Genomic DNA, 20,663 nt, shown 5'->3' with positions numbered 1-20,663 from the left:
TTCACGAAATAGTCGGAAAGTGAGTGCTATTGTTTGAAAGCCACTGGGCAGTTTCCATGTTGCTTAGTGTCCTGTTGCACTGAAACTTCCCTCATTCCATGTAGAAGTTATCCATATTCGAACTTCGTGTTTCTCGCGCCTGCCATTATGCGGTGAAATTCAAAGATGCGTCTCATTCCGCTTGTCTGGGCTTGCCTTTAGCGATGCGTGAAAAAAGTCGACCGTCGGTCACGGCAAAGCCCAAAGCAATGATGGCGAACCCAATCCACGCGCTCGGCTCCATCCTCTCACCAAGGAATGTCACGCCAAGACCGATAGCAAACGGTGGGATCAGCAGCGTCACCAAAAGAAGATTGGCCGCACCCGCACGCGCAAGAATTGCAAAGTAAAGAACATAGGCCAATGCCGTTGACAACGCGGCCATCCCAAGAAGCGCAGACCAAACGCCTAAAGACAAAGCAAAATTGGGGGCGCCATCCATCACAAGAACAATTGGGATCATAAGCACGGTGCTGCCAATCAGCATACCGAGCGCATTCACAAGCGGCGGTTGGCCTGAAAGGGCAGTTCTGCCCCAGACGCCGGCAAAAGCATAGGAAAGTGTGGCCCCAAGGATAGCCAACTGTGCCAGGTTGCTGGGATTGAACTCAGTCAACGCACTTGGCCCCATGATAAAGGCCACACCCAATATACCTAGCGCAGCACCTGCTATCTTCTTTGGCGTCAACGGCTCATCCTTGAGAAGCAAACCAGCCACAACTGCTGCGAACATTGCCGTCGTTGCATTTAAAATTGACGCAAGTCCACTGTCGATCTGCGTTTGTCCCCAGAAGATCAGCGAGAATGGGATGGCATTGTTGAGCGCGCCCATAACAAGATAAGCGCCCCATATCCGAGGGGTGCGTGGCACGCTCAATCCTTTGATTATGACGATCAGGGCAAGAATAGGAACCGCCCAGATCACCCTGTGCAGCGTAATTGTCAGTGGCGGCACTTCGGTCAGGGCAACCTCGCCGAAGAAAAACGAACCGCCCCAAACGGCCGCAAGCAACAGCAGCATGGCAGTGGCCTTCAAATCCATCGATGGCATGGGCTGCGGAGTCATTTATTGCCGGTTCCTCGTTGATGCTTCTCCTAAAAAACTAGTCCGCGCGCCCCCAACACCGCGACCCGATTCTTGCGGAAAGCTCTCTAATAATGGTCACTCGACCAAAACCGCGACTTCCAAGAAGGCGATGAATTACCTTGTTGCGCATAGCCAGGCATTTGCGAGATTTCGCACGTTCGCGCTTCTACTTCTCTACACGCCTGAAATTGAAAGATATTTCTGGGGTTTTAATCCTGATCCGCAAGACGCAGAGGCTTAAATTCCCTGATCCGTGCCATTCTAAAACAGGAAATTATTCCGCCGCCTCAAGCAATCTTTCTAAGGGCACCTGGATTTTCCGTTGAACGCCCCGCGGTCATCAACGACGCCTCATAAGATCTCAAAACCGGGCGCGCAGCCTCAAGACCCCGCCCTGATTGCAAATCAAGTTCTGGAAACAACGTCTGGATTTCCGAAACATCCTCTTCATCCAGCGCGGCTGTCCCCGCTTTGCCAAGAAGAAGGCTTTCTGACGCGACGCCATTGGCCCAGACAATCTGGTGATCATCAAAAAGCAGATGGAAATATTCGACTTCGCCACCGATGCGCACAGATATTCCGTCACCGTCAACCAGATACTTTGCTGCTGCCAAAACCTGTGGGCTGGCAAACTGCAACTCGATGTCGGCGCCTTGTAACAGAAGGCGATGTTGCGGGCTGACCTCGAATGTGTCCTCGGCGCCCAAAACACCCGGGCGGATTCGGATGGGTGCGAATTTTCCAATAGCCGCCATCGTACGTCGACCGATCCAACGAATTGGTTGTGCGCCGCTATCCATGGTCAGCACCTGATCTCCCGCTTTCAGGGACTCGATGGGCCTGGGCCCGTCCGGGCAGGCAATCAACGCCCCCCGCACAAAACACAACGGATCGGAATCGGCCCTTTCCCCGAACAGCGAGTATCCGGTATTGAAGCCGTTCGCATAGATCGGCGAGACCAATTGAATCGACTCGATCGCGCTTGCGTCGATCGCGTCCTGATCCGCGTTATCCTGAAATTCCGGTGCCCAATAGGTGTTGCCGTTGGTATCTTGAAAAACAACAGCTGTAATACTTACGGTCGAGCCATCGGTATATGTAATGACAGCATCGAATTGCATTGCTGCATCAAACGACTGCGGCGACCCACCGTCGATGCTGAACTGATCGTTCGAGACGTTGTTGTCCAGATCATAGGCCGTAGAATCCCCGCCGCTGAAACCAGACCCTGCCTCGGCGAAAATCTGTCTACTGTCAAACAGAGGATTTCCCGCAGACCCATAGGTGCCAAGGGACGAATTCACTGCGCCGGTTGAAAGGGTTTGGTTGCCTTCAGCCGTGTCCCAGATTTGCTGGTTGCCAAGGGAAAAGACGGTAAATGTTGTCGGCATGGAAAACTCGTAAAAAACAAAAAACGAACGTACAGCAGTCAAATAACCTTCGGCTTCTTAACAATTCAAGAATTTTTATTTGTGGATCGGGTTTGGTGGTCAAAACAAATACCGAAGCGTGTCTTATTGGTATCTGGGTCGGGCTGGTCAATCATCAGCAGAGTACAGATCTTTATCGTGTAGTGATGCGCAAAAGAACCGAACCCGTGTTGCGCATCAATTACTTAGGGTGCAAATCCTTGATGGTCTGTTTTCTCATGTTAGGATCGCGTTCATGCTCAACTTGGTGCAAGTGAAGATCGCATTCGAAAGAGCTAATAAAAACACTGTTGATAGAAAGCAGTCTGTTGGGCCAAATACCTGCAACTGTACTGTTTTTCGATACAGCAAACAAAAAAGGCCAAAATGGCCAGTCCACCAATGGAGGTCACACAATGACTATTTCAAACTCTCTGAAGCCTGCTTTGCTGGCTTCAGCCGCACTGCTGTTAAGCCAGGGCGCTGCTCTGGCCGATCCCATCAAGATTGCTGTCAACGAATGGACCGGTCAGCATATCTCGGCCCATTTTGCCGGGGCGCTGTTCGAACAGCTGGGCCACGAGGTCGAGTACGTGACCGCCGGTGCCGTGCCGCAGCTGGCCGCCATTGCCGAGGGCAGCCTGCATTATCAGCCGGAACTTTGGACCAACAATGTCGGCGACATCTACCCCAAGGCCGTTGAGGCCGGGGATATCATTGTTGTTGGCGGCCTTGGGCTTGAGCCGCAGGAAGGCTGGATTTATCCGCCATACATGGCCGAAAAATGCCCTGGCCTACCGGCCTATGAGGCGCTGTATGACTGCGCGCAGGCTTTCGCCGCCGCGGATACCTTCCCGGATGGTCGTCTGATCACCTACCCGGCAGACTGGGGAACCCGGTCAGCCGATCTGGTTGAGCTGATCGATCTGCCGTTCAAGCCGGTTCCGGGCGGTTCCGAAGGAGCGATGCTGGCCGAACTGAAAAGCGCCGTGGCCGCCGAGCAGCCTATCCTGATGATGATGTGGCAGCCGCACTGGGTCTTTGCCGAGACCGATGTGAACTGGGTCGAATGGGACACACCGCATGGCACCTGCGACGAGGCCAGCCAGAAACGCGGCGAGGCGTGCGGCTTCCAGCAGGCGACTGTCGACAAGATCGTCTCGAAAGATTTCGCGTCGACCTATCCGGATGCGATGAAGATGGTTGAGCAAATGAACCTGACCAACGACGTACAGAACGTACTGATCCTGGAAGTGGATCAGAACGGGCGCGAAGTCAAAGAAGTCGTGGCCGAGTGGATGGGCGCAAACGAAGACGTGTGGCAGCCTTGGGTTGCAGCGGCAAAACAGTAACCCGTCTCTGACCATGGTGGAGCGTGACATATGCGCTCCACCCTTTGTAAGGCTGCTAAAATGACTGCATCTTCCCCAACCAGCACCCCGAAACTGTCCTGCAAACATGTTTGGAAACTTTACGGTAAAGGGGCGGATCAACATCTGCGCAATATCGGTGTGGCAGGTCAGGACCCAAGCGAGGCCAAGGCCTTGGCTCAACACATTCGCGATGACGGCGGCATTGTCGCCTCGACCGATGTCAGCTTTGATGTCATGCCGGGCGAGATTTTTGTGATCATGGGGCTTTCAGGTTCGGGTAAGTCCACCATCGTGCGCTGCCTGTCCCGTCTGGTCGAACCCACCGCCGGGGAAATATTGCTGGATGGTGAGGATCTGCTGAAGGTCTCGGCGAAGGAACTGATAGACATTCGCCGTCACAAGATGGGGATGGTGTTCCAAAGCTTTGGCCTGATGCCGCATCTGAACGTTCTGGAAAACGTGGCCTTTCCCCTGAAGTTGCAAGGGTTGGACGACAAAGAGCGTCTGGAGCGCGCCAAGCGCGTGATCTCATTGGTCGGCCTAGAAGGGCGCGAAAGCAGCTTTCCCAGCCAATTGTCGGGCGGGCAGCAACAGCGTGTCGGCATTGCACGGTCGCTGGCTGTAGAACCAGAGGTCTGGTTTCTGGACGAACCCTTCAGCGCGCTGGACCCATTGATCCGACGCCAGATGCAGGACGAGTTCCTGCGGCTACAGCAAGAGCTGCACAAATCTATCGTCTTCATAACCCATGATTTTCTTGAAGCACTGCGCATTGCCGATCGAATGGCAATCATGAAGGATGGCGCAGTGGTTCAGATCGGGCGCCCAGTCGATCTGATCCTGAACCCCGTCGACGATTATGTGCGTGAATTCACCAATGACGTCCCGTGGGAGCTGATCCTGACGGCGGGCGATGTGGCTTCGGACAACGTCCCGCCGAGCGGGATCAAAGAGGTTCCGGCCTCAACCAATGTGGCCGATCTGCTGCCCTATCTGGCCTCTCACGACAACGGGGTGGCCGTGCGCAAGGACGACAATGCGCTGGTACACATGACCAGTCAGAACGTGATTGCCGCTTTGGCCAGCGGTGTATCAGACGCCTCAGCGGTCAAGGACTGACCTAATGGATGCAGTTTCGAACAGATCACTGGTGGTCTGGCTTGCGGTCACAGTGCTTGTGGCCATTTGCGTCGTCTTTGCCAAAAGCCATGGGCCACTGGTCACCTATCCTGATGCACTGGTTCTGCCGGTAACCGACCCGATGAATATCGCGATGCGGTGGTTTGTGGTGACCTTCGGCTGGTTTTTCAAAGCCATTTCTTGGCTGTTGGATTGGCCCATCCTTTTGGCCAAGACGGTTCTGCATGCGGTGCCATGGGTGGCGTGGTTTATACTGTGGGTCTATCTGGCCCTTCGTGCAGGGGGTCGGGGGCTTGCGATCTTTACTGCCGTCAGCCTTCTATACATGGTCACGTTTGGGTTCTGGACACAGTCCATGAACTCTTTCGCGCTTGTGGTTGTTTCGATTCCAATGGCGGTGGCACTGGGCTTTGCGCTGGGAACCTGGGGGTTTCTGTCTGACCGAGCCTATCGGATCATCATGCCAGTCCTGGATCTGATGCAAACCGTTCCGGCCTTTGCCTATCTGCTGCCGATCCTGCTGTTGTTCGGATTTGGCACTACGGTCGGTTTGGTCGCTTCCATCCTGTTCGCCTTTCCTCCAATGGTGCGCAATACCATCGTTGGCCTGCGCGGTGTTCCGGACGAAGTGATCGAGTCCGGCCTGATGAGCGGTGCCACCCCATCCCAGCTTTTCTGGCGCGTGCGGGTTCCAACGGCGCAGCGGCAAGTCCTGCTGGGGGTGAACCAAACAACGATGGCATCCTTGTCCATGGTGATCATTGCATCGATCATCGGCGGCACCAACGATATCGGCTGGGAGGTGCTATCGACCATGCGCAAAGCGCAGTTCGGTGAAAGCCTATTGGCAGGGATCGTGATCGCGTTGATGGCCATGGTGCTGGATCGGATCACCTGGGGGTTCGCGGTGCAGTCCAGTTCAGCTAAACGCGGGGCCAAGGGCTGGATCATCTGCGCTGCGCTGTTTGTCGTTGCTTGGGCGCTGGCCATGGTTTTCCCACCCCTCAAAGACTGGCCCGAAGCGTGGGTGCTGAACCCCGCCCCGGCTATGAACGCGGGGCTTGAGTGGATCTTTGTCGAATTCCGCACCACGCTTGAAGCAATCAAACGTGTCGCGCTGTTCTACCTGATGCTGCCAATCAAGATCGGGCTGTCTCAGGCCGTCAGCCCGTTTACCTGGGGTTTTGCCATGACACCCGCCGTGACCACGGGGTATGCACTGATCGTCGCGGCAATAGCTGGGTATTTCGCGTTCAAAGGCAAGCAGTTGCAAGCTCTTTGGGTGATCCTGTTCGGGCTGGTTCTGTATTCCGGCCTGACCGGGCTGGCCTGGATTGCGCTTTGCGCCGTGATCCTGGCCCTGGCCTGGCAGGCCGGAGGGAAGAACCTTGCACTCTGGGCGCTGGCCGGGGTCGCTTTTTTGCTTCTGACCGGAATTTGGGAACCGTCGGTCATTTCCTTGTACCTCTGCGGCGTAGGCGTTCTGCTGTCATTTCTGTTCGGCAGCGCCATCGGCATCTGGGCGTCCGAGAATGACACTGTGTCCCGCATAGTAAGGCCCGTTATCGACACGTTGCAGACCATGCCGCTATTCGTGATCCTCATCCCCTTTGTGATGGTGTTCAAGATTGGTGAATTCACGGCTCTTCTGGCCATTATCGTCTATGCGATTGTTCCGGCGATCCGATACACCGAACATGGGCTACGCAACCTGCCGCATGACGTGATCGAGGCGGCAACAGCCATCGGAACGACGCCCCGGCAGTTGCTGTGGCAGGTGAAATTGCCACTTGCGGTGCCATCAATCATGCTGGGCCTAAACCAGACAATCATGTTCGGGATTTCAATGTTGGTGATTACCGCCCTGGTGGGCACTGACGATCTGGGCCAGCAGATTTATATCGGCCTCGGAGATGGCGATTTTGGGGTCGGGATGACTGCCGGGATAGGCATGGCCATCATCGCAATGATCGCCGATCGCATCACGCAGGGGTTCAGCCAACAGATTCAAGCACGTCTGGGCGTGAAACTGGACAACGCACTTTAGATATAAAGACTTGTACCGAACATTGCGCGGAAAACTGCAAAAGTTTCACCAGCAGCGGTTAGTAGTATTCCGGTTGCAACACAATTTCGCGTAATCGGCGTTATGGTAAATTATTGACCGCCAGCCCCTTTATTAAACACTCGATTCGATCGAAAGAACTGGCAAGGAACAAGCATTTCAAACTACAAGTTGGATTCCATGCCTTCTCAACGCCGAAGCAATTCGGCAGCGGCAAAGCTAATTCCCCGGATGTTGGAAGCTATTGGCTATCCACAATAGATTTGGATCGATGAACCTGTATCCAAATCCGCCGGAATCAAAGCTGTTAACAAGATGCTCAATGGCTTCGGCGAACATACCAACGGCCAGACTTCAACTCTTTCCATTACGCAACCGCCTTCCTTAAAGGAATAGAAGCGGCCGAGATGATCCGCTAAGGACACCGCACGCCCGGAATCTGCCCTTTAATACAAATCGCGGAACTGGCTACCGAAGTTCGATCCGATTGCAGAGATGACCTGGCCCATGCAAAACTTAGCCCCAGATCACAGCACGTCCGAGGGCCGCAGCGGTTGACCGACAGGGTATGATCTATCATCCTGCCCCGTAACAGGCTGGCCCGGCGCAGTTAATTTCACGTTGAGGCAATTTTCAAGCAAGGCTCGTAGCATGCCCGATGGATCGCAGAAGCAATATGTGCTGGACACGCATCGGCTGCGCGACCCCGAGCACACCTTGCAAATCGTCAAACCATTTCTAAAAGGCATGGGCATCACCCGGATCGCAAACCTGACCGGTCTGGACAGGATCGGATTGCCCACTGTGATGGTCGCCCGACCCAATTCCCGGTCGGTTGCTGTGTCACTGGGCAAAGGGTTGTCACTGCGCGCAGCCGAAGCATCAGGCGTCATGGAGGCGATTGAATCCTGGCATGCTGAACGGGTGCATTTGCCTCAGCGTCTGGCCAGGTATGCCGAATTGGTCCAGAACGCGACCGTTGTTGAAGTGGCGGAACTGCCGCGCGTGACCGGCAGGCATTTCGACCCGCATGCCAACATGCTGTGGGTTTTGGGTCGTGATCTGGGCACGGACAACGCATGCTGGGTCCCGCTTGAGATGGTCGATACCGACTATACCACCGCGCCGGTTGGCGGTCAGGCTGCCTTTCCTCGCACGACCAATGGTCTGGCGTCGGGAAACAATGTGGCCGAGGCCAGCTGTCACGCCATCTGCGAGTTGATCGAACGGGACGCCACAACATTGTGGCATCACCGTGCGAGCGCCCCCCGCCTTGATCCAGACACTGTGGATGACCCGCGCTGTCGTCAGGCCATCGAAATGATTGCCACCGCCGGGCTTGAGATCGGGTTGTGGAACACGACTTCAGATATAGGTATTGCCAGTTTCCGCTGTGTGATTTGCGAAGGCGGCGGACAGCCCGGCCATATCGGTATTGGTGATGGTTGCCACCCAGACCGTGCGATTGCCTTGCTGCGGGCCCTGACCGAGGCGGCACAGACGCGACTTACCTATATCTCTGGCGCGCGGGATGATCTGGATCCAGAGGAATTCACCGATCAGGCCAAGATGGATCGGGGGCGCTATGTGCATGACCTAATTGATAGTGTCGCAGCGGATCAAAGATTTGACGATTGTCCGTCTCATGTGACCGGGTCCTTTGACGAAGACCTGGAATTGCTGCTGCAACGGCTTGCCGCCGAGGGCATTTCACAGGTGGTGACGGTTGATCTGTCGCGGCCTGAAATTGATATCGCCGTGATCCGGGCTGTGATCCCCGGGCTGGAGGCTCCGCATGACGATCCAGATTATGTGCCCGGCCCCCGGGCACAGCGCATAGTGGATGGTTTGGCATGACGGCAGTTGTTTTTGTGGGACCTACCCTGACGTCTGACGCAGTGGCCGAACATCTGGATGCGACCATTCTGCCACCCGTTCGACAAGGCGACGTATATCGTGTCGCGCGCGAAAAACCGACCGCAATCGGGATCATAGACGGATTTTTCGAAGGGGTTCCATCGGTATGGCACAAGGAAATCCTATGGGCGATCGAACTGGGTATTCCGGTCTTTGGCAGCGCCAGCATGGGCGCGTTGCGCGCGGCCGAGCTGGCTGATTTCGGAATGATCGGGGTTGGTCAGATCTTTCAGGACTATTACACCGATGTCCTGCAGGATGACGATGAGGTTGCCGTGCTACACAGCCCGGCCGAACTGGGGTTCCAACCTCTCAGCGAGCCGATGGTGTCGATCCGCGCAACTGTGGAGCAAGCGCAGGCTGAGGGTGTCCTGCCTACGGACACGGCGTCTGAGATGCTACATCTCGCCAAGGTCATGCACTATCGCCAGCGAATTTGGGCGGATATTATCTCTGCCGTGCAGGACTTGCCAGGAGTGGACGGTTTCGCGGATTGGCTGCCGACGGGTCGGGTCGACGCCAAGGCGGTTGACGCATACGCCATGCTGACCCGCATGTCGGACCACTTGAATGGTACACCTTTGCCCGCGACCGAGGTGACACGTACCGAACCAACCCTGATGTGGAAAGCCTTATGCGCAAGGGTAGATGGCGGTGAGCCGAAAGCTGATCGCGCCATTGTCGACGAATTGCGTCTGAACCCTGACTTATACGCGCAATTGAAAGATCGCGCCGCGTTGGCGCTGCTTTCGCGCGAAGATGCCTCTAGACGGGATCGTACCCCTACACGCGCTGATCTGGTCCGGAAGATGGACGATCATAGGGCGGCAACAGGCTTGTCACGGCGGTCTGACCTGATGGCGTGGATTGAGGCGAACGATCTGAACCCTGAAAGCTATGAGGCTATGCTGGCAGACGCTGCGCGGATCGACGCCACCGTTGCATCCCGCGCGAGCTATTTGGACACACAACTGCTGTCAGAATTGCGTCGCACGGGTCAATACACCCTGTTGCGTGATCGGGCCGCCAGCAAGGGACAGAACGCCATTCCGGCGGGCTCATCCGGAGTGGATCGTTTGCGGGTGCTAATGTGGTATTTTGAATCTCGTCTTGACCAAGAGGTGCCTGATGATCTTGACTCCTACGCAGTGGCGCTTGGTCTGGCCGGGCGCGACGCGTTTTATGACCTGATAGAAGCCGAGTTTTTATACTGCCATAAAAGTGCCGACACCGGAGCCGCCGAATAGCAGGTCACCGGAATTGACCGGGCACAACACGGGAGGGCATTTTTGTGAACTACCCCGAACAGATCGAAGACGAAGAACCCGGCACCCGATTCCTGCTGTACCCACAGTCGCCCTTTCTTGAGCCTGGCGCCCCGCTGGAACTGGTCGAAATCTCTGCCCCTCAGGGTAGTGTTGGCCCGGGACCGTCTGGGCCGCGCATGTACACGGTGAACCCGGTGGGAAAAACCACGCCTTACGGTGCCATTATACCGGGGCCGAACGGTCCGGGCATGTACCTGCCACCATGGGACGGATATATCCATCCGCCGGCAATGCCGGATGAGTTCGGAAATTTCATCCATATCGACCCAACCGACCCGGCCTTTGAGGCTGCGCATCTGTATGGTTCGGCCCATTTCACTATGGATGTTTGGCAGGGGTATTTCGACCGTCCGATCCCATGGCACTTTGCCCGCGACTTCGACCGTCTGGAACTGTCACTTCTGCCCAGCCTCGACAATGCGCATATAGGTTGGGGTTTTCTGGAAACTGGCGGCACCCATGAACACGGAGATGAATACCGTCCCTACAGCCTGAATTTCGACGTGGTCGCGCATGAAATCGGCCATGCCATTATCTATAGCGTGATCGGGATGCCGTCGGATGGAGATGCTTCGGGCGAGTATTACGGGTTTCATGAATCTGCCGCCGATCTGGTGGCCTTGTTGGCGTCACTGCATTTCGGTTCGGTGGTGGACACGTTACTCGAAAACACCCGGGGTAATCTCTATACCTTCAACCGTCTCAGCCGATTTGCAGAACTGTCGGACAACGCACAAATCCGGATCGCCGCCAATGACCGCTCTTTGTCGGAATTCGCTGCCGGTTGGTCCAGCGAGCATGCCCTGTCGGAACCCCTGACCGGCGCGATGTTTGATGTCTTTGTCGATATTTACCATGAGAGGTTGCTGGTACACGGCCTGATCTCAGCCGAAGAGGAAAACCTGTCAGATCAACTGGAAGGCACACCCGAGTACAGCCGGGTGATGCAGGGAATTTTTGACAAACGATACGCCCAAAACCCCGAAGGGTTCCGCATCGCCCTGATTGAGGCGCGCGATTATCTGGGCACCTATCTGGCTGACGCGTGGGAGCGACTGGACGCGGATATGCTAAGCTATTTCGGTGTCGAAAAGGCTTTGCTGGCCGTGGATCAAGAGATTACTGGCGGCGCCTTTCGCCGCATCATCGAGGGTAATTTCCGCATGCGTGATATCGGCCTGACAACGGCCGGTCCTCGCGTGCCGGACCCTGAGGGAGACAGCCATTCGCATTCGGTTCGCACGCAGATGCCGGGATAACGTCTAAAATCCTTTATTTTTAAATGGTTTTATGGCATTCAATCTTGGGGTGATTATTGGAATGTATTTGCTCGAATTATTTGTTCGAGTTCAATTTAAGGGGGGAGATGAGGGTTCAGACTCCGTCGATCCCATAGTTGGGAGAAAATGAGATGTCCGAATCTTTGCTCAGTTTTTCAGAAGTGTTGTTGTTTGGCCGTTTGTTGAATGATCTGAAGGTCGCAGCTTCGAAGAATGTGACGCCGGCTAAAACCGTAAAGCTTGTTGCGAAGAAAAAGGTCAAAGTGAACAAGACTTTGTCCGTCGCGGATGACACTATCGACGGTGAAGAAGTTGCAAATAACGACAAGGTTCTGATTACCGGAAATCGCCCCAAAAAGAACGGTATCTACACGGTTAAAGTAACGAGCCCTAACTATACTCTAGAGAGTCAGACACGGGTGAAAGAGGGCGCTCTTGTTAAGGTCACCGATGGGGATAAATACGCAGACAGCTATTGGGAACAGACTTTGCCCACGCCGACTGGCTTCAATAAGCAAGAGTTTGTATTCCGTAAGGAACTTTCAGAAAAACTTGGAGCCAATCAGCAGCTCAAAGATCAATATGGCGATGACGCCAGATTGGCGCGTATCTATGGGTTCTCTTACGAGGGCACCTATTATGAGTTGCCGGAGCCCACTATTTTCCTGGTGCACGGAAAGGGTGAAAGCCCAACTGAAGGTAACAAACCCGGTAACCTTGCGTCCAGAGCCCCGAGTGACCCAACCCTCTCTGGCGTTGCTTCAGCTGATTATCAGATCGCCAACGACATCAAGGTGTGGGACTATGACAAGGCCGATTACACCGTCCGGATGGATGTAATGACTGGTCAGTTTGAACAGGTTCTGCTGGACATCTATTTCGGCTTCGACAGCCCGGCCGTCGGCGGAGCCCGCGTAAGTGGCGCGCGTGTCAGCGGAGCTCGTGTCAGTGGGGCGCGCGTCAGCGGTGCCCGTGTGAGCGGAGCCAGGGTCAGCGGTGCGCGCGCACGAGGCTCAGAAGACTGACGCAGTTTTACAGTATCGGGAAAGAACACGGCAGGCCCTTGCAAAACAGGGCCTGTCTTTATTTAGAACCCTGCCTTTTTCAAGCCTTCAACAAAATGGTGCGTGTCTTCTTCCAGCTTGTCCGGCTGCACGGTTTCCCAACGTGCCAGTGAAAAATTAGGATGCGCGACACGGTGCTTATCCGCGATCTGACACGCGATGTCGGTTTCACCAAGTTGTGCATAGCTTGCTGCCAGCAAACGTTGCCCTTCTGTAGGGTTGTTCATCTTGTTTACGGCGTCGATGGCGTCTTGATACTGCCTGAGATTGAAATATGCCCCACCCAGATGCCATAAGTATTGGTCCGGGAAGTATGGATTCAACCGCATCGCCTGCTGCAGATGAGTGATTGCCGTTTCGTTGTCACCGTAGTGAGCCAGCGCGTCGGCATAGTCTGAATGCATATCGGCGTCGTTGGGATTCAATGCCAACGCCCGCCTATACGACTGTAGGGCCGCGTCATGTTCCTTGCGGTATAGGTGGACATACCCCAATTCACCAAATCCACGCGCATCAGTGGGGTCCAATTCAATAGCACGCTGTGCGAAGATTAACGCCTGATCCAGGGCTTGCGTAGGATCGTCGGACCAGGAATAGCGCCAGTCGATATTCAGCGTTCGTGACAGGGCAGCCGCAGCGCGTGCATAACCCCCATCCCGGTCAAGCGCACTCTGATAGAAGTTTTGCGCCTTCCGGTTGTCATTCCTGGTGTATTTGAAGATGTGATACTGGCCCTGCAAAACAGAGCCATAAGCCTCGAGGTCGGATGGGACCGACTGAATCATCCGCTGCTTTTCATGCGACTCGATCATCACCGCGGTTGCGGCCACGATGCACTCGGTCACCTCATCCAGAATGTCGAAAATATCGTCGATATTACGATCAAACCGCTCACCCCAGATGGTGCGTTCGGTTGAGGCATCGATCAGTTCCGCCGTGATCCGAATGCGGCTGGCCGAGCGACGCACGCTGCCCCGCGCGATATACCGCACGTTGAGCTTTTGCGCGGCCTCTTTCGGTGGCATCCCCTGCGTCTTGAAGAAAAAGGACGAGTTCCGCGCGATTACGAACAGATTGCGAAACTTGGACAGGTTCATGATGATGTCGTCGGTCAGCCCTTCGGCAATCCAGCTGTCGGATTCGTCACCGCCATTGCTGCTGAAGGGCAGAACCGCCACCGAGGGCGTATCGGGACGTTCCAGAATATTCCCGGGCATATCCGGTCGCATCGTTCCGGCCATTGTGGCGCCAGCGACTTCGCTGCGGACACAATAGGTCGAGACAGGCGCAAGGATGTTCTTCAGGTGTTGCGGACCGAGAAATTCATACCCATAGCGCAGCCGGTTACAGACCTGATCATAAACGGCGGAACTGACGTAAACCCTTTCTGGTTCAGCAATTTCCTGAAGACGCGCCGCGATATTCACATTGTCGCCATGAATGCCGCGATCGTCGATCAGGATTTCGCCCAGATGGACGCCCGCGCGAAAGTTGATTCGTTGATTTTCGGCGCGATCCTGATTGTGCTGGCTGGCAATGCGGTGCAGTTCGACGCCGAACTCCACGGCACTGGTGGCAGTTTCGAACAAAGCCAGAATACCATCGCCGCGCACCTCGACCACCCGGCCCTGAAAACGGGCGCAGGTCTCTTCAAGGTGATAAATCAATGATTTCAATGCGTTATATGTGTCCAGCTCGTTCTCACTCATCAGGCGGGAATACCCGACGACATCGGCAAACAAGACTGCACCCAGCTTCTGCGTTATGGAAGAGTTTGGACTCTTGGTGTTCACATTCATAACTCGTATTAGGGGCTGCGTTCGAACCCTATGGTCACCTTATAGCAAAATGTGCCTCTGCGCTTGCAGAGCAATTGCACACCCCGTTAGTCACACTTATCAACCTGTGGTGGCCAAGACCAGCTTGGGCACCCGTTCTCTCCGAAAGTCACAACCGTTTCTGAGCTAATGCTTTTTGCCAGGGTCGGACGAGTATTCATCCAATCCTGACGGAGAAGTCCAACAACAATCATGTCATGAAACGTTCCGTCTGCATACCAGGCTTGCCGCATGGTACCTTCGACCTGACATCCCAGCCTTTCCACAAGGTCGCGGCTGATATGATTATCCTGCCTGTAATATGAGGTCAGCCTGTTCAAACCCAGTTGACGGAATGCAAAATCCGCCACCAGTGCCGTCGCTCTGATGGCAAGGCCCAAACGCCGAACCGATTTTTCGACAAACATGGCGATGACCGCGTCCCGGTTTACCGGGGAAATCGCCTCGAGCCCAACAATCCCCACCACTTGTCCGCTATTGGAGACGACAACGAACCAGCACTTTCCGTTGCTGCCTGACGCGCTGAATGCATCGCGCCAGACGTCTTCGGTTTGCGCAAGGTTGAACGGAATCCGCGATGTACGATCAAATCGGCCGAGGTCCTCGATATCCTGAAACCAGGGTGTGATTACCTCCAGATCTGCTTTTTCAAGTGGGCGCAGTTTGAATACGCTGTCGGACTTGTCTGACAATGGACCAACTACCTTTAACTAATATCAGAAAATATACACCCCAGAGCCTAACATACATAGGCAGCAAATACGAAATGAGAAAAAAGCGGCCCGGCGATTATATACCTATGGTTGCGAAGATCAGAACCCGGCGTGTCGAAGATCAACATGCCTTTGGTCGCACGACCCTAAAGTATGCCCCGCACCGGTTTGTCTATTGCACGCCCAAGGCGGTGGTGATTTGGTCACATCGAACAGCCTATTGCCGTCGTCGTCGGCTGGACCAACTGAGTTGAAAGGGAACAGGATATGAAGCTGTTACGCTATGGGCCGGTTGGCGCGGAAAAGCCCGGTATTTTGGATGAAGCCGGTAAAATCCGCGATCTGTCGGGAATTGTTGACGATGTAACTGGCGCGATGCTTGGCGATGAAAGCATGGCGCGGCTGCGTGGGCTCGACCTTGGAACATTGCCTGTCGTCGACGGTGATCCGCGGATTGGGGCGTGTGTCGGGAATGTTGGCAAATTCGTCTGCATCGGCCTGAACTATGCCGATCACGCAGCCGAAAGCGGTCTGGACCTGCCCGACGAGCCGGTGGTTTTCTTCAAGGCGACCTCTGCCATCGTAGGTCCGAATGACACTGTCGAAATCCCGCGCGGTTCGGTCAAGACCGATTGGGAGGTTGAACTGGGCGTCGTCGTCGGTAAGCACACCAAATATATTTCCGAGGCCGAGGCGCTTGACCACGTAGCCGGATATTGTGTGATCAACGATCTGTCCGAGCGGGATTTTCAACTCCACCGCTCGGGCCAGTGGGTCAAAGGTAAATCGGCCGACACGTTCGGCCCGATCGGACCCTGGCTGGTCACCCGGGACGAGATCGCCGATCCACAGAACCTGCAGATGTATCTTGAGGTGAACGGGCATCGCTATCAGGATGGTTCCACCAATACGATGCATTTCAGTGTGGCCACAGTCATTTCGCACCTGTCGCAGTTCATGTCACTGCAGCCGGGGGATGTGATTTCAACCGGAACACCACCGGGTGTGGGTATGGGACGGACCCCTCAGATCTATCTGAAACCCGGTGACAAGATGGAATTGGGCATCCAAGGGCTGGGCGTGCAGCGACAGGACGTAGTGCAGGGCTGAACACCCTTACTCTGGCCAGGGCAAGGAATAGGTCTTGACGTTGGTGAAGAATTTCATCGCCTCGATGACCCCTTCTTTGACCCCGTTGCCGCTGTCCTTGATGCCCCCAAAAGGCGACATTTCGATCCGGTACCCGGGCTGTTCCCAGATATTGCAGGTTCCGACATGCAGACCATTGATATAGGCAATCGCGCGGTTCAGATCGTTGGTGCAGACGCCCGAGGACAGGCCAAACGCAGTTCCGTTTGAGATTTCCATGACCTTGGTGTCATCATCCGGCACGCGGACGATGGGTATGATGGGACCGAAGGTTTCCTCCATCACCAGCTCGCTGGTGTGGGGAACCTTGTCGACGACAATCGGCGGCAAAAGCGCGCCCTGACGACCGGGATGGTAGAGAATCAACGCGCCCTCGCCTTCAGCCATGTAAACCCGTTTTTCGAACAGTTCCGCAGCCTCGGAATGGATCACGCAGCCCAGTTGCGTTTCAGGGTCCTGCGGATCGCCAAAGCGAATGGCCTTGGCTTTTTCCAGAACCAACGGCACAAATCTATCCGCCACGCTGTCCTGTACGAGAATACGTTTAATCGCCGTGCAACGCTGCCCGGAATTGCCAGTGGCCCCGGCCACGGCGATGGCTGCGGCCCGGTCCAGATCGGCCTCGCTCAGATCGTTCAAGACGATCAGGGGATCGTTGCCGCCCAACTCTAGCGCTTGCCGTTTAAACCCCGCTTTTTTGGCAATCATTTTGCCCACCGGCACCCCACCCGTGAAGGTGATGATGTCGATGTTTTCATTGGTGACCATCTCATCACCAATGTCCTGTGACCAGCCAGTGACCACCTGGAACATTTCGGGCGGCAACCCTGCCTCGTACAGGATGTCAGCCAGTGTCAGCGCTGTCAGCGGGGTCAATTCGGTCGGTTTGCAGACCATGCAATTGTTGGTGGCAATCGACGGGGCAACCTTGTGGCTGACCATGTTCAGGGGGTGGTTGAAGGGCGTGATCGCGCTGATGGCTTTGACCGGTTCGCGTTTAGTGAAAATCTTCCGCTGCTTGCCATTATAGGTCAGATCGCACGAGAACACCTCACCATCATCCTTCAGCGCTTCGGCTGCGGCGAACTGAAATACATCCTGCGCCCGCTTGGTTTCGTAAATCGCATGCTGGTGGCAGATGCCAAGTTCCAGCGTCAGCCACTTCGCAAGATCGTCGCGTTTTTCAACGATCAATTCACCTGCGCGCTGCAGAATCTGGCTGCGTTCGTACCGGGTAAGCTTGGGGGTATAACTTGCAGCGACCTCAAAAGCCTTGCGTGCGTGTTCGGCGGTGCCTGCTGGCACCGTGCCAATAACCTCATTGGTATAGGGGTAGTGAACGGGAACCGTAGCCTCGGTAAAAACGATCTGCCCCCCGATGCGCATGCCCTCGTTGCGAATGTCGGATGTATTCATGATCCCGTCCATTTTTCTTATGCGCCGTTGTTGTTTCATAGATAAATACGTCAATTATCCTGTATATCGTTTCGTACCCTCAGAACGCCATTTTCGTACCAAAGAAATCCCTGCTCATGGTCCGTCAGAATCTGTGCGACAGCTAATTGTTATCCTTATTGCAAAAGGCTTGGAAATTGTTCAGGCATTTTGTATTTTGGATACAAGTTTCCAGTACCCGAGACGAAGTGAATGCCCAGAACGCGTGCGATCCCCCGACAAAGCCTGCCCGACGTCATCACCAACGACCTGCGCGAGCGGATTCTGAGCGGTGAAATCGCCGAAGGTGAAACCATTCGTCAAGAGGCACTGGCTGAGGATTACGACGTCTCGCGCATGCCGATCCGCGAGGCGCTGAAACGGCTGGATGCCGAGGGCCTCGTGCAGCTAACCAACAACCGAGGTGCTGCGGTCACATCGCATTCCCTGTCCGAAATCGGAGAGATTTTCGACCTGCGGGTCTTGCTTGAGGTGGATCTTTTCAAACGCGCCATTCAGCAGATGACTGACGCCGATTTCAACGAATGCGATCGGATTCTGGACGCGATGGAAAAGTCCTATGATGCATATGATGTGGGCCGCTGGGGCAGCTTGAACAATGAATATCACATGGCGCTTTACGCCGCTGCCGGTCGCGGGCTGAGCAACGAAATCCTTCAGCGGGTAAACGTGCAGTCCGACCGCTATGTTCGCATGCATCTAAGTGTCATGGAGCAACGCGAACCCGCCAAGAAAGACCACCGCGAGCTATTGTCGCTGGCCCGTGCGGGTCGGGTCGATGATGCCTGTGACCTGCTGACCCGGCATATCCAGCGCACCAAGGAACAATTGCTAGCCATGATTACAGCGACGCGTAAAACCGAATAAGTGGGTTTAGTCCAAAGGGTGCAGGCAAGCGACCTGATGCCTGTCTCCGCTCAGCTCGGGCGGCGCGGCGCGGCATTCTTCGGTAGCCAGCCAGCACCGCTGCGCAAAGGCACAGCCCTTGGGGATATTCATTGGGGACGGCAATTCACCTTCCAGCTTGATCCGCTCTTTCCGGGCTTCAGGGTCAGCGCGGGGTGTAGTAGACAACAGAGCCTTCGAATAGGGATGACGGGGCGCGGCGAACAGCAACTCTTTCGGGGCTTTTTCAACCGCGCGGCCCAAATACATGACGATCACATCATCTGCGAAGTGTTTTACCACCGACAGGTCGTGCGAGATGAACAGATAGGCAAGGTTCAAACGCTCCTGCAACTCGACCAGCAGGTTCAGAATCTGCGATTGGATCGACACATCCAGCGCCGAGACCGGTTCGTCCAACACAAGTACTTTGGGGTTCAGCATCAGCGCGCGGGCAATGGCGATGCGCTGGCGCTGACCGCCTGAGAACATGTGCGGATAGCGGTCGTAGTGCTCGGGGCGCAGGCCGACAAGGTCAATCATCTCACGCGCTCGGGCCTCGCGGTCGGCGGCAGACATGTCGGGGCGGTTGATGATCAGCGGTTCCTGCAGGATCTGCCCGATCCGCTGACGCGGGTTGAGCGAACCATAGGGGTCTTGAAACACGATCTGCACCGTCTCGCGCATTTGCGCCCATTTCGACGGGGTAATGTCGACCCCATCAATGGTCAGGCTGCCCGAGGTCGGTTCTTCGATCATCGTTACCACGCGCGCCAGCGTGGATTTTCCGCAGCCGGATTCTCCGACAATCGCCAGTGTTTTGCCGGGTTGCAGGTCAAAATCCACACCTGACAGCGCCTTGACCGTTGCCGGTTTCGACAGCAATCCGCCTTTGACAGAATAGAATCTGGCCAATGCGCTGGCCTGAACGATGGGGGCGGTCATGCCAGTTCTCCGGCGGTTATCTTTTCAACATAATGGCAACGGGCCTTACCGAAATCCGCGCTGTGCGGGGTTGGCGGCAGAGATCGGCAGAGGTCGTCCGCATATTGGCATCTGGGACTGAACAGGCAGCCTTTGGGCCGGTCGAACTGACCGGGCACGACACCAGGAATAGTCGGCAACAGTTTCGAGGTCGCCCGTTCTGGCAACGCGCTCAGCAAGGCAGCCGTATAGGGGTGGCGCGGGGTGCGGAACAAGTCCTTGACTGGCTGCTCCTCGACCTTTTGACCGGCATATTGCACCTGAACCCGTTCAGCGGTTTCAGCGACCACACCCATATCGTGCGTGATCAGTACCAGCCCCATCCCTTGTTCGTCCCGCAGCCGAACCAACAGGTCCAAAATTTGCGCCTGAATGGTCACGTCCAGCGCTGTTGTCGGCTCATCTGCGATCAGCAGCTTGGGATTGCAGGCAATGGCCATGGCAATCATGACGCGCTGGTTCATCCCGCCCGACATCTGGTGCGGAAAGGTGTTCAGGCGGCTTTCGGGGGCCGGGATACCGACCTGATCAAACAGCTCGATGGCGCGCTGGTGGCGATCCCTGCGATTCAGGCCGAGGTGAATCCGCAAGGCTTCCTTGATCTGGAAGCCGACTGTGAAACAGGGGTTCAGTGACGACATCGGCTCTTGAAAGATCATGGCGATGTCTTTGCCGATGATCTTACGGCGGTCACGAGCCGAAATTTTGGTGAGGTCGATGCCTTCAAAACTCAGTTGATCGGCGGTGATCGTAGCCGTCCATGGCAGCAGGCCCATCAACGCCAGCATCGACACGGATTTACCCGAGCCGCTTTCGCCGACGATGGCCATAAGCTCACCCTTGTCGACGGACAGATCGACGCCATCCACGGCGCGGAATTTCCCCGAAGCGGTGGCGAATTCGACGGTGAGGTTTCGGATGTCCAACAGGCTCATGT

General features: G+C 55.5%; 16 protein-coding genes. 9 read left to right on the top strand and 7 right to left on the bottom strand.

Annotation, left to right across the window (positions count from 1 at the left end; translation table 11 throughout):
• Window positions 1-172: 172 nt before the first annotated feature.
• Together ACR0M2_RS15850 and ACR0M2_RS15845 are read right to left on the bottom strand one after the other, a co-directional pair.
• Entirely contained in the window at window positions 173-1,105 is a 933-nt protein-coding gene (locus tag ACR0M2_RS15850; RefSeq protein ID WP_254437245.1) for a DMT family transporter, read from the bottom strand.
• Between the two features lie 308 nt (window positions 1,106-1,413).
• On the bottom strand, window positions 1,414-2,517 hold the full coding sequence (locus ACR0M2_RS15845) for a Hint domain-containing protein (protein ID WP_480705945.1): 1,104 nt from the start codon (window positions 2,515-2,517) through the stop codon (window positions 1,414-1,416).
• 434 nt (window positions 2,518-2,951) lie between these two features.
• On the opposite strand from ACR0M2_RS15845, the gene ACR0M2_RS15840 reads away from it, so the two are divergent.
• The 7 genes from ACR0M2_RS15840 to ACR0M2_RS15810 all read left to right on the top strand — a co-directional run bounded on the left by ACR0M2_RS15840 (window position 2,952) and on the right by ACR0M2_RS15810 (window position 12,663).
• Window positions 2,952-3,887: an ABC transporter substrate-binding protein gene (locus tag ACR0M2_RS15840; RefSeq protein WP_170361707.1), complete on the top strand. Its 936-nt coding sequence runs from the start codon at window positions 2,952-2,954 to the stop codon at window positions 3,885-3,887.
• Window positions 3,888-3,947: 60 nt separating this feature from the next.
• Window positions 3,948-5,027, top strand: a complete 1,080-nt coding sequence (locus ACR0M2_RS15835; RefSeq protein ID WP_480705943.1) for a quaternary amine ABC transporter ATP-binding protein — start codon at window positions 3,948-3,950, stop codon at window positions 5,025-5,027.
• Window positions 5,028-5,031: 4 nt separating this feature from the next.
• On the top strand, window positions 5,032-7,095 hold the full coding sequence (locus ACR0M2_RS15830) for an ABC transporter permease (RefSeq protein WP_480705941.1): 2,064 nt from the start codon (window positions 5,032-5,034) through the stop codon (window positions 7,093-7,095).
• 669 nt (window positions 7,096-7,764) lie between these two features.
• Window positions 7,765-8,970 (top strand): YcaO-like family protein, encoded by a 1,206-nt coding sequence (locus tag ACR0M2_RS15825; RefSeq protein WP_480705939.1) that lies wholly within the window; start codon window positions 7,765-7,767, stop codon window positions 8,968-8,970.
• On the top strand, window positions 8,967-10,277 hold the full coding sequence (locus ACR0M2_RS15820; RefSeq protein ID WP_480705937.1) for a TfuA-like protein: 1,311 nt from the start codon (window positions 8,967-8,969) through the stop codon (window positions 10,275-10,277). The genes ACR0M2_RS15825 and ACR0M2_RS15820 overlap by 4 nt, the downstream gene beginning before the upstream one ends.
• 44 nt (window positions 10,278-10,321) lie before the next feature.
• The gene (locus ACR0M2_RS15815; protein WP_480705935.1) at window positions 10,322-11,617 is read left to right on the top strand and encodes a gluzincin family metallopeptidase; all 1,296 of its coding nucleotides are present in this window, start codon (window positions 10,322-10,324) and stop codon (window positions 11,615-11,617) included.
• A 152-nt stretch (window positions 11,618-11,769) separates the two neighbouring features.
• The gene (locus ACR0M2_RS15810) at window positions 11,770-12,663 is read left to right on the top strand and encodes a hypothetical protein (protein WP_480705933.1); all 894 of its coding nucleotides are present in this window, start codon (window positions 11,770-11,772) and stop codon (window positions 12,661-12,663) included.
• A gap of 62 nt (window positions 12,664-12,725) precedes the next feature.
• Here the strand turns inward: ACR0M2_RS15810 and ACR0M2_RS15805 are convergent, their stop codons facing one another.
• Both ACR0M2_RS15805 and ACR0M2_RS15800 read right to left on the bottom strand, forming a co-directional pair.
• Window positions 12,726-14,444, bottom strand: coding sequence for a tetratricopeptide repeat protein (locus ACR0M2_RS15805; protein ID WP_480705931.1), 1,719 nt, complete (start codon window positions 14,442-14,444; stop codon window positions 12,726-12,728).
• Between the two features lie 143 nt (window positions 14,445-14,587).
• A complete protein-coding gene (locus ACR0M2_RS15800; protein WP_254441088.1) occupies window positions 14,588-15,232 on the bottom strand; it encodes a GNAT family N-acetyltransferase in 645 nt (214 codons plus the stop codon).
• Window positions 15,233-15,520: 288 nt separating this feature from the next.
• Here ACR0M2_RS15800 and ACR0M2_RS15795 point away from each other — a divergent pair, with 288 nt between their 5' ends.
• Window positions 15,521-16,363: a fumarylacetoacetate hydrolase family protein gene (locus tag ACR0M2_RS15795; protein ID WP_480705928.1), complete on the top strand. Its 843-nt coding sequence runs from the start codon at window positions 15,521-15,523 to the stop codon at window positions 16,361-16,363.
• Window positions 16,364-16,369: 6 nt separating this feature from the next.
• On the opposite strand, the gene phnY is transcribed toward ACR0M2_RS15795, so the two are convergent.
• Window positions 16,370-17,818, bottom strand: coding sequence for a phosphonoacetaldehyde dehydrogenase (gene phnY / locus ACR0M2_RS15790; protein ID WP_480705926.1), 1,449 nt, complete (start codon window positions 17,816-17,818; stop codon window positions 16,370-16,372).
• Between the two features lie 231 nt (window positions 17,819-18,049).
• Between phnY and ACR0M2_RS15785 the strand changes: the two genes are divergently transcribed.
• The gene (locus tag ACR0M2_RS15785) at window positions 18,050-18,724 is read left to right on the top strand and encodes a GntR family transcriptional regulator (RefSeq protein WP_170552212.1); all 675 of its coding nucleotides are present in this window, start codon (window positions 18,050-18,052) and stop codon (window positions 18,722-18,724) included.
• 6 nt (window positions 18,725-18,730) lie between these two features.
• Here ACR0M2_RS15785 and ACR0M2_RS15780 read toward each other — a convergent pair whose 3' ends face one another.
• Window positions 18,731-19,687 carry an ABC transporter ATP-binding protein gene (locus ACR0M2_RS15780; protein WP_170376836.1) on the bottom strand — a complete coding sequence of 319 codons (957 nt, stop codon included), beginning with the start codon at window positions 19,685-19,687 and terminating at the stop codon, window positions 18,731-18,733.
• Window positions 19,684-20,661: an ABC transporter ATP-binding protein gene (locus ACR0M2_RS15775; protein ID WP_170350062.1), complete on the bottom strand. Its 978-nt coding sequence runs from the start codon at window positions 20,659-20,661 to the stop codon at window positions 19,684-19,686. The genes ACR0M2_RS15780 and ACR0M2_RS15775 overlap by 4 nt, the downstream gene beginning before the upstream one ends.
• Between the last annotated feature and the right edge of the window lie 2 nt (window positions 20,662-20,663).

It is taken from the genome of Ruegeria sp. BE10, from assembly GCF_056538905.1.
The sequence above is the reverse complement of the archived record's forward strand: the minus strand, read 5'-3'. Positions and strand labels throughout refer to the sequence as shown.

Coding starts and splice junctions, on each gene's coding strand:
- ACR0M2_RS15795 (WP_480705928.1), top strand. CDS start 15,521: ATGAAGCTGTTACGCTATGGGCCGGTTGGCGCGGAAAAGCCCGGTATT.
- ACR0M2_RS15850 (WP_254437245.1), bottom strand. CDS start 1,105: ATGACTCCGCAGCCCATGCCATCGATGGATTTGAAGGCCACTGCCATG.
- ACR0M2_RS15835 (WP_480705943.1), top strand. CDS start 3,948: ATGACTGCATCTTCCCCAACCAGCACCCCGAAACTGTCCTGCAAACAT.
- ACR0M2_RS15825 (WP_480705939.1), top strand. CDS start 7,765: ATGCCCGATGGATCGCAGAAGCAATATGTGCTGGACACGCATCGGCTG.
- ACR0M2_RS15775 (WP_170350062.1), bottom strand. CDS start 20,661: ATGAGCCTGTTGGACATCCGAAACCTCACCGTCGAATTCGCCACCGCT.
- ACR0M2_RS15830 (WP_480705941.1), top strand. CDS start 5,032: ATGGATGCAGTTTCGAACAGATCACTGGTGGTCTGGCTTGCGGTCACA.
- ACR0M2_RS15845 (WP_480705945.1), bottom strand. CDS start 2,517: ATGCCGACAACATTTACCGTCTTTTCCCTTGGCAACCAGCAAATCTGG.
- phnY (WP_480705926.1), bottom strand. CDS start 17,818: ATGAATACATCCGACATTCGCAACGAGGGCATGCGCATCGGGGGGCAG.
- ACR0M2_RS15785 (WP_170552212.1), top strand. CDS start 18,050: ATGCCCAGAACGCGTGCGATCCCCCGACAAAGCCTGCCCGACGTCATC.
- ACR0M2_RS15820 (WP_480705937.1), top strand. CDS start 8,967: ATGACGGCAGTTGTTTTTGTGGGACCTACCCTGACGTCTGACGCAGTG.
- ACR0M2_RS15810 (WP_480705933.1), top strand. CDS start 11,770: ATGTCCGAATCTTTGCTCAGTTTTTCAGAAGTGTTGTTGTTTGGCCGT.
- ACR0M2_RS15840 (WP_170361707.1), top strand. CDS start 2,952: ATGACTATTTCAAACTCTCTGAAGCCTGCTTTGCTGGCTTCAGCCGCA.
- ACR0M2_RS15780 (WP_170376836.1), bottom strand. CDS start 19,687: ATGACCGCCCCCATCGTTCAGGCCAGCGCATTGGCCAGATTCTATTCT.